8 protein-coding genes are annotated in these 7,517 nt (G+C 70.9%); 3 read left to right on the plus strand and 5 right to left on the minus strand.

Features of this window, described 5'->3' with window-relative positions; translation table 11 throughout:
* Positions 1-8: 8 nt before the first annotated feature.
* From IE136_RS34245 to IE136_RS36650, 3 genes are all read right to left on the minus strand, one after another.
* Positions 9-560 (minus strand): GNAT family N-acetyltransferase, encoded by a 552-nt coding sequence (locus IE136_RS34245; RefSeq protein ID WP_158991828.1) that lies wholly within the window; start codon positions 558-560, stop codon positions 9-11.
* A gap of 20 nt (positions 561-580) precedes the next feature.
* A complete protein-coding gene (locus tag IE136_RS34250) occupies positions 581-1,399 on the minus strand; it encodes a TIGR04222 domain-containing membrane protein (RefSeq protein WP_229819470.1) in 819 nt (272 codons plus the stop codon).
* A gap of 288 nt (positions 1,400-1,687) precedes the next feature.
* The gene (locus IE136_RS36650) at positions 1,688-2,050 is read right to left on the minus strand and encodes a hypothetical protein (RefSeq protein ID WP_308432521.1); all 363 of its coding nucleotides are present in this window, start codon (positions 2,048-2,050) and stop codon (positions 1,688-1,690) included.
* A gap of 830 nt (positions 2,051-2,880) precedes the next feature.
* On the opposite strand from IE136_RS36650, the gene gcl reads away from it, so the two are divergent.
* Positions 2,881-4,659, plus strand: a complete 1,779-nt coding sequence (gcl, locus tag IE136_RS34260; RefSeq protein WP_158994827.1) for a glyoxylate carboligase — start codon at positions 2,881-2,883, stop codon at positions 4,657-4,659.
* A gap of 115 nt (positions 4,660-4,774) precedes the next feature.
* Here gcl and IE136_RS34265 read toward each other — a convergent pair whose 3' ends face one another.
* Both IE136_RS34265 and IE136_RS34270 read right to left on the minus strand, forming a co-directional pair.
* A complete protein-coding gene (locus IE136_RS34265) occupies positions 4,775-5,020 on the minus strand; it encodes a hypothetical protein (RefSeq protein WP_189602447.1) in 246 nt (81 codons plus the stop codon).
* Positions 5,017-5,757, minus strand: coding sequence for a helix-turn-helix domain-containing protein (locus IE136_RS34270; RefSeq protein ID WP_373309206.1), 741 nt, complete (start codon positions 5,755-5,757; stop codon positions 5,017-5,019). Before IE136_RS34270 ends, IE136_RS34265 begins: the two co-directional genes overlap by 4 nt.
* A gap of 140 nt (positions 5,758-5,897) precedes the next feature.
* On the opposite strand from IE136_RS34270, the gene IE136_RS34275 reads away from it, so the two are divergent.
* Together IE136_RS34275 and IE136_RS34280 are read left to right on the plus strand one after the other, a co-directional pair.
* A protein-coding gene (locus IE136_RS34275) for an IS5 family transposase (protein ID WP_189602448.1) occupies positions 5,898-6,706 on the plus strand; the annotation gives its coding sequence in 2 pieces (ribosomal slippage) (positions 5,898-6,237 and positions 6,237-6,706; 810 coding nt in all).
* Between the two features lie 483 nt (positions 6,707-7,189).
* Positions 7,190-7,517, plus strand: a 328-nt coding sequence (locus IE136_RS34280) for a transposase (RefSeq protein WP_189602449.1), incomplete at its 3' end; no start/stop codon positions are given.

Consider the following 7,517-nt stretch of genomic DNA (forward strand, 5'->3'; position numbering starts at 1 on the left):
CGTGGGGCTCAGCCGACGGAGGGCCGAGGGCGCGGGCGGGGTGCCGGGAGGAGGTCCCGGCGCATGCAGACCCGTGGCCAGGTCGCCAGGCCGTGGGCGGCCTCGGCCTGCTGGATGGCGCGCAGGCCGGCGGTGAGGTCCGGATCGGACTCGGTGAGGGCCCGGAAGCCGAGGCGGGTGTAGTACGGGGCGTTCCAGGGCACCTCCGTGAAGGTCGTCAGGGTCACCGCCGTCAGGCACCGCTGCGCCGCGTCTGCCGCGAGGTGCTCGATGAGCGCACGGCCGATGCCCCGGCGGGCGACGGCCGGGTGCACGGACACCTGCTCGATGTGGGCGGCCCCGTCCACCGTGTCCGTCAGCAGATACGCGACCGGCCGGTCGGCCTCGTCGGCGGCCACCCAGGCGCGGCCGGCGAGCCGGTAGGCGTCCAGGACGTCCAGCGGCAGAGGTTCGTCGTCGGCGATGACCGCCATGCCGAGGGAACGGAAGGGTTCACCCGCGGCCTGTTCGATGTCCTGGAGCAGCGGGAGTTCGGCCGGTGCGGCCGCTCGGATGCGCATACGACGAGTATGGCGCGAGGTCAGTCCGAGCCGCCGCCCCCGGCGCCCTCGCTTCCAGAGCCCTCGCTTCCGGCTGCACCGCTTACGTACCGGCCCCGGCCGGTCAGGTACCCGTCGCCGCCGTCCTGGCCGAGCAGGCCGCCGTCCTGGGAGAAGCGCGGGAGGAAGAGCGCGAGCGCCGGGTCGCCGTAGAGCGCCACGTACAGCTGCACGAGACGGCCGTCCGCCACCTCCCGGCGATGGGCCGGGAGCGGGTGGCGTTCGCGGAGGCCCGCGAGGAGGTCTCGCGCGGCGCGGGGCGTCGCGGGCAGTCGGAGCAGTGCGAGCGCGGCGACAGCCGGTACGGCGCCGACGACGGCCGCGAGGGAGAGGTCCGTGCCGGTGGGTGCCGTGATCAGGAGCCCCGCCGGGATCGTCGCCGCCGTGCACAGGAGCAGCACGCGCGCCGCCCGCAGGCGTCCGAGCGGACGCAGCAGCCCGGCCCGGTCGAGTTGGCCCCGCAGTTCGTCGACAGCCCGCCGCGCCTTGGGGCGTGCGGCCAACGCCCTTATCCCCAGGGCTCGTTGCAGTGAACCGTGCACGCCGAGCTCAATGGGGTCACGGGTTCTCCCGGGCCCGCCGTTGGCCCGAATCGTTCCCTTCCGGCCGGCGGCCACCGCGCCCCGCTGGTGCAGCGCCACGAGCGCGACGGTGACGGCGGCCAGCCGCCCGCCCCGGAGCAGCGCGAGCGCCTGGGGGGCGAGTTCGGCCTGCTCCGAGCCGCGCGTGCGCAACAGAGCCGCCGCACAGAGCAGTTGCGCGCAGGACGCGCCGATGAACCACCACATCGCCGTCGGCATCACGCCCACCCCCCGAGAGTGTTGTGCCCGGAGAAGCATGATCATCACGCGTGAATGGCCGAATTCAGCTCGGTCAGGGTGTGTGGCGCGGGGCGCGACCCTAGGTCGTGTCCGTAAGGTCCCGCTTGGCCCGCGTCGCCTGGCACGCACGTTCGCCGCGTTGTCGGGATCACCCAGTTACCCCGGTACGAGGGCGGCCCTCCGCCTTGCGGTCGCACGCACCGGACGCTGCGGGCCCTGCCCTGCGGGCAGACGGCGCTACGTTCCGGACACGACCTAGGGATACACCTAGGCGCCGGTGGTGATCAGTTCGTCGGCGGGGGCGTTGACGGGCTGAGGGGTGCCCGTGAGGTCCAGGACGAAGAGGGGGATCCCTAGCTCGTCGGCGCGGGAGCGGGCTTCCGGGGTGTAGCCGGCGAGCGAGAAGAAGACGCTCACGGACGAGTTGCTGAGCCCGTTGAGCCAGAGGCACTCCACGGCCTTCGGGGTGGCGGGGCGGGTGCTCGGGTCGACCTGGGCGACGAGCCCGGGGGCCCTCAGGTCGACGCCGGACGAGGACCGCTCCTCGGGCTGGACGACGTCCCTGAAGCCCAGCCAGCGCAGGTAACCGGCGGACGCGGCGACGGCGTCCCGGGCGGTACGGATGGTCACCGGCCGGAACGACGGCCTCGGTGGGGCGGGGCGCGGGGCCGTGGGCGGCAGGGGTATGTGGACGGGGTAGCGCTCGGCGAAGGGGCTGTGCCCGTCGCGGCGGACGCCGCTTCGGGCCTCCGGTTCGGCCGCCCAGGTCGTGGCCTCCGTACGGGAACCGGTTTCGGAAGGTGCGTCGGCGCCTGCCCCGGAGTCCGTACCCGACCACCTACCCGTGGCCGTGGGCGACGCCGTCCCGGACGCGTCACCCGTCCCGGCATCCGCGCCGGGCCCGGCCCCCGGCGCGGGCTCCCCGACCCCCGGGAAGCTTTCACCCGCGCCCTCGCCGGGCCCCCTGACCTGCACACGCAGGACCGCCCCGCAGGCGCAACCCAGCTCCGGGTACGGCCACTCGTCCTCACGGCCGCAGGAGAGGCACCGCACCGCGACCCACTCGTCCGTCCAGTTGCGGTGCGTGACCGGCTCGCCCGTCGCTCCCGCTATCACCGGCGGCGCGACCGGGGCGCCACAGGCGCAGGGGAAGACCGGCGTCACGTATCGCTGCGTACGGAGGCATTCCGGGCAGCGCACCGGTACCGATTCGCCCATACCGAACCCCACGCCCAACCCCCTGTCGTCCCGTCCCATCGTCCACCAATCCGCCACGGGAAGGGAGGGACTTCGGCCAACGGCCGACCTCACTCCCTTGACGGCCCTCGGCCCCCCGACCTACATTGCTTCCGTATAGCAGAACAATACTTCCGCAATACGGAAACGGGCTCCGCGAGACCGCGAGAGACGGTGGCGCGCCCGGTTCCGCTGGCCGAAGCAGGAGCCCTCCCATGCCTCGTATGACCGCCGCCGCAGCGGCCGTTGAGATCCTCAAGCGCGAAGGCGTCACCAACGCGTTCGGCGTGCCCGGCGCGGCGATCAACCCCTTCTACCGCGAGCTCAAGAACGTCGGCGGTGTCAGCCACACCCTCGCCCGCCACGTCGAGGGCGCGTCCCACATGGCCGAGGGCTACACCCGTGCCAAGGCCGGCAACATCGGTGTCTGCATCGGTACCTCCGGCCCCGCCGGCACCGACATGATCACCGGCCTGTACTCCGCGATCGCGGACTCGATCCCGATTCTGTGCATCACCGGCCAGGCCCCGGTCTCGAAGCTCCACAAGGAGGACTTCCAGGCCGTCGACATCGCCTCGATCGCCAAGCCCGTCACCAAGGCCGCCACCACCGTCCTGGAGGCCGCGCAGGTCCCCGGCGTCTTCCAGCAGGCCTTCCACCTGATGCGCTCCGGCCGCCCCGGCCCGGTCCTCATCGACCTGCCGATCGACGTCCAGCTGACCGAGATCGAGTTCGACCCGGAGACCTACGAGCCGCTGCCGGTCTACAAGCCCCAGGCGACCCGCGCCCAGGCCGAGAAGGCCCTGAACTTCCTGCTGGAGTCCGAGCGCCCGCTGATCGTCGCCGGTGGCGGCATCATCAACGCCGACGCCTCCGACCTGCTGGTCGAATTCGCCGAGCTGACGAACATCCCGGTCATCTCCACCCTGATGGGCTGGGGCACCATCCCGGACGACCACGAGCTGGCCGCCGGCATGGTCGGTGTCCAGACCGCCCACCGCTACGGCAACGCGACGTTCCTCGAGTCGGACTTCGTCCTCGGCATCGGCAACCGCTGGGCCAACCGCCACACGGGCTACAACATGGAGGCGTACACCAAGGGGCGCAAGTTCGTCCACGTCGACATCGAGCCCACCCAGATCGGCAAGATCTTCGCCCCGGACTTCGGCATCGCCTCCGACGCCAAGGTCGCCCTCGAGCTCTTCGTCGAGATCGCCAAGGAGCTCAAGGCCGCGGGCAGGCTGCCGGACTTCAGCGCCTGGGCCGCCTCCGCGCAGGAGCGCAAGGCCACGCTGCAGCGCCGCACGCACTTCGAGAACGTCCCGATCAAGCCGCAGCGCGTCTACCAGGAGATGAACAAGGCCTTCGGCCCGGAGACCCGCTACGTCACGACGATCGGCCTCTCGCAGATCGCCGCCGCGCAGTTCCTGCACGTCTACAAGCCGCGCAACTGGATCAACTGCGGCCAGGCCGGCCCGCTCGGCTGGACGATCCCGGCCGCCATCGGCGCCGCCACCGCCGACCCGGACACCCCGATCGTCGCGCTCTCCGGCGACTACGACTTCCAGTTCATGATCGAGGAACTGGCGGTCGCCGCCCAGCACAAGGTCCCCTACGTCCACGTCCTGGTGAACAACGCCTACCTGGGCCTGATCCGTCAGGCGCAGGGCAACCTGGGCATCAACTTCGAGGTCAACCTCGAGTTCGAGAACATCAACACCCCGGAGATCGGCGTCTACGGCGTCGACCACGTCAAGGTCGCCGAGGGCCTGGGCGTCAAGGCCATCCGCGTGACCGACCCGGAGAAGCTGGGCGAGGCCTTCGAGGAGGCCAAGAAGCTGGCCGTCGAGCACCAGGTGCCGGTCGTCGTCGAGGCCATCCTGGAGCGCATCACCAACATCTCGATGAGCAAGACGGTCGACATGAGCGACGTCACCGAGTTCGAGGAGATCGCCACCGAGCCCGGCCACGCGCCGACCGCGATCAAGGCCCTCAAGGTCTGACCGCACGCATCACCCCGACGGACCGGCCCCCGCCCCGAGACCACCGGAGCGGGGGCCGCTCCGCGTCCGCCTTCGTCCGGTCGGGCGAGATTTTGCCCGGAGTGGGCGTCTGTCGTCAGCCCCGTACCTCCTCTTCGTACTGGGGGTCGGGGCTGCCGCTCGCCGTCACTGAGGGGCCTTCGAACGTCTCGTCCTTGCCCTTCTGGCTGCGGGCGGTGACGGCGACGAGCGTGCCGCGCGCGCCCAGGGTCGTTGGCGTACTCTCGCGCCGGGCCGCTTCGTGGCGCTTTCGGGCGTCCAGCGATTCGTCGATCTTGATCGTTGTCCGCTTCTTGTATGCCAGCCTACCGACGCCGGTCACGCGGCACATGGGTCGTGAGCCCGGCGGCAGCCTGGGCATGCGCCGGGTTCGGGACCACGGAAGGCGCGATCGCACCGGTCGCAGTTCTGGAGCGGGTCCGGGGTGGGGGGCCTCGCCGGGAGCGGGGGCGGCAGTAGGGCGGTGAGCCGGTGGGCCAGGAGGCCTGCGGGGTGCTTCAGGTTGTCCGGGAGGCTCGCGGTGAGCGTGCGGCACACGGCGTCGGGGTGGGCTCCCCGGTCGAGCCAGGCGGCGACGCCGGGGGCCAGCCGGTGTACGTCCCGCTCGGACAGGAGCAGCCGGGGTTCGTGGAGGTGGAGGCCGGCGAGGAGCGAGGCGGCGGGGCCGGAGGGTGCGGGCGGTGCCTCGGGGGCCGGTCGTGCCACGGGCCGAGGCTCCGGGGCCGGGTCGGGCTCCCGCTTCCGCTCCGGCTCCGGCTTCAGCTCCGGCTCCTGCGGCAGGTGGCTCGGCCGGTTGTACGAGACCGTGCGCGTGGCCAGCCGCCCGTTCGGCAGCCGTTCCTTCTTCCGGGCCAGGTAGCCGTGCTCCTCCAGCTCCCGCAGCGCGGCGGCGACGCAGATCTCGCCCTCCGGGAAGCGGGCGGCGAGGGCCTTGATGGCGATGCAGGCGCCGTCGGGCAGCGACTGGATGTGGACGGCGAGCCCGATCGCCATCAGCGAGAGCTTCTCGTGCTGGGCGAGGTGGTTGCCGACCACGGTGTAGCGGGTGGTGTGCCGCACGTTGACGTGAAGAACACCGGATCGGGGGGTAGTCCGGCGAGGAGCGGACGACGCGCGCGAGGGCGCGCTAACTGATCGTTTCAGAATGAGTTCGGCGTGAGGGCTTGGAGGTCGGGCCTGGTGGCGGCAGAGTGTTGCAGGTGTCGGATGATCTTGTGCCTGATGACCTGTGGGAACGCATCGCTCCGCTGCTGCCACCCCGTCCACCGCGGCGTCATCGGTATCCCGGACGCCTGCCAGCGGACGACCGTGCGGCCCTGCGGGGCATCGTTTACGTGCTGCGCAAGAACGTGAGCTGGAGGGATGTTCCTGCCGAGCGGACAGGGTGCAGTGGGGTGACGGCCTGGCGGCGTCTGCGGGACTGGACCGAGGCCGGCGTCTGGCCCCGGCTGCACGAAGTGCTCCTGGCCGAGCTGCGCAGAGCCGGTCTGCTGGACATGGACGATGCCGCGATCGACGGCTCGCACGTCAGAGCGCTGAAAGGGGGGCTCACACCGGACCTTCGCCGGTCGACCGCGCGCGGCCGGGCAGCAAGCACCATCTGATCACCGACAGGCACGGCACCCCTCTGGCCGTCGCTCTGACCGGCGGAAATAGGCACGACGTCACCCAGCTGGTGCCACTGCTCGATGCGATACCCCGCATTCGCGGCGTCCGTGGGCGGCCGCGGCACCGGCCGGGCCGGCTGTTCGCCGACCGCGGCTACGACTACGACAAGTACCGGCGCATCCTTCGGGCCCGCGGCATCACACCGAAGATCGCCCGTCGAGGTGTCCCGCACGGCTCCGGCCTGGGCAAGACCCGGTGGGTCGTGGAGCGGACCTTCGCCTGGCTCCACCAGTTCAAACGCCTCCGGATCCGCTATGAGATACGAGCCGATCTACACCTCGGCCTGCTTCAACTCGCTTGTAGCATCATCTGCTTGAGGCGACTCCGCACCTCATTCTGAAACGATCAGTAAGGTGCGTAGGAGCCATCGGGAAGCGTCTACTTCCTTGCTGGTCAGGCCCTCGATCGGGATTGCGAGTCCCGGCCGGGGGCCGAACTATTTCCGGTTGTCGGCGCGAGCATATGCCAGGCAACCGCCCCGTAATCCACCCCAGTTGGCAGAGACCACCCGTCCGAGTGACGCGGCGCCCGGGGAGGCCGGAGGGGTTGGGAGGGGTACTTCCCCCCAGGGGCTTTAAAGCCTTTTGCCTCGCGCCCACCGGGGACCCGCCCCACCGGGTCGCGGCCCACCACGACCTGGTCAGACCAACGGTCAAAAAGACATTCCCCCACCGAGATAACTCGGCGGGGCAGTGGGACAAAGCCCTCTCGGGGAGAGACCCCGCCAGCGGACCGCGGGGATCGTTCCCTCACTTAGAACTCCTAACGAAATGATCTTCGAGGTGGTTGGATCGCTCCGGGAACGTTGATCCGGGGGTGTGGGATGGCTCGGTCGAAGCCGTGGGATGTCGATGACGAGTTGTGGGCAGTGGTCGAGCCGCTTCTGCCCAAGGTGGAGCGTCGGGCTCGTCATCCGGGGCGCAAGCGGCATCCGGACCGGCTGGTCTTCCAGGGCATCCTGTTCGTGCTGCACACCGGGATCTCCTGGGAGCATCTGCCTCAGGAACTCGGCTTCGGCTCGGGCATGACCTGCTGGCGCCGCCTGGCCGAATGGACCGAGGCCGGTGTGTGGTCCCGGCTCCACGAGATCCTCCTGGCCAAGCTCCGCGGCGCCAACGCCCTGGACTTCTCCCGGGCAGCGGTCGACGGCT

The organism is Streptomyces lateritius (genome assembly GCF_014649715.1).
Taxonomy (GTDB): Bacteria; Actinomycetota; Actinomycetes; order Streptomycetales; family Streptomycetaceae; genus Streptomyces; species Streptomyces lateritius.

What these genes read in the sequence shown, in the direction of transcription:
- IE136_RS34245 (WP_158991828.1), bottom strand. Translation starts at nt 560, where the DNA reads ATGCGCATCCGAGCGGCCGCACCGGCCGAACTCCCGCTGCTCCAGGAC.
- IE136_RS34250 (WP_229819470.1), bottom strand. Translation starts at nt 1,399, where the DNA reads ATGCCGACGGCGATGTGGTGGTTCATCGGCGCGTCCTGCGCGCAACTG.
- gcl (WP_158994827.1), top strand. Translation starts at nt 2,881, where the DNA reads ATGACCGCCGCCGCAGCGGCCGTTGAGATCCTCAAGCGCGAAGGCGTC.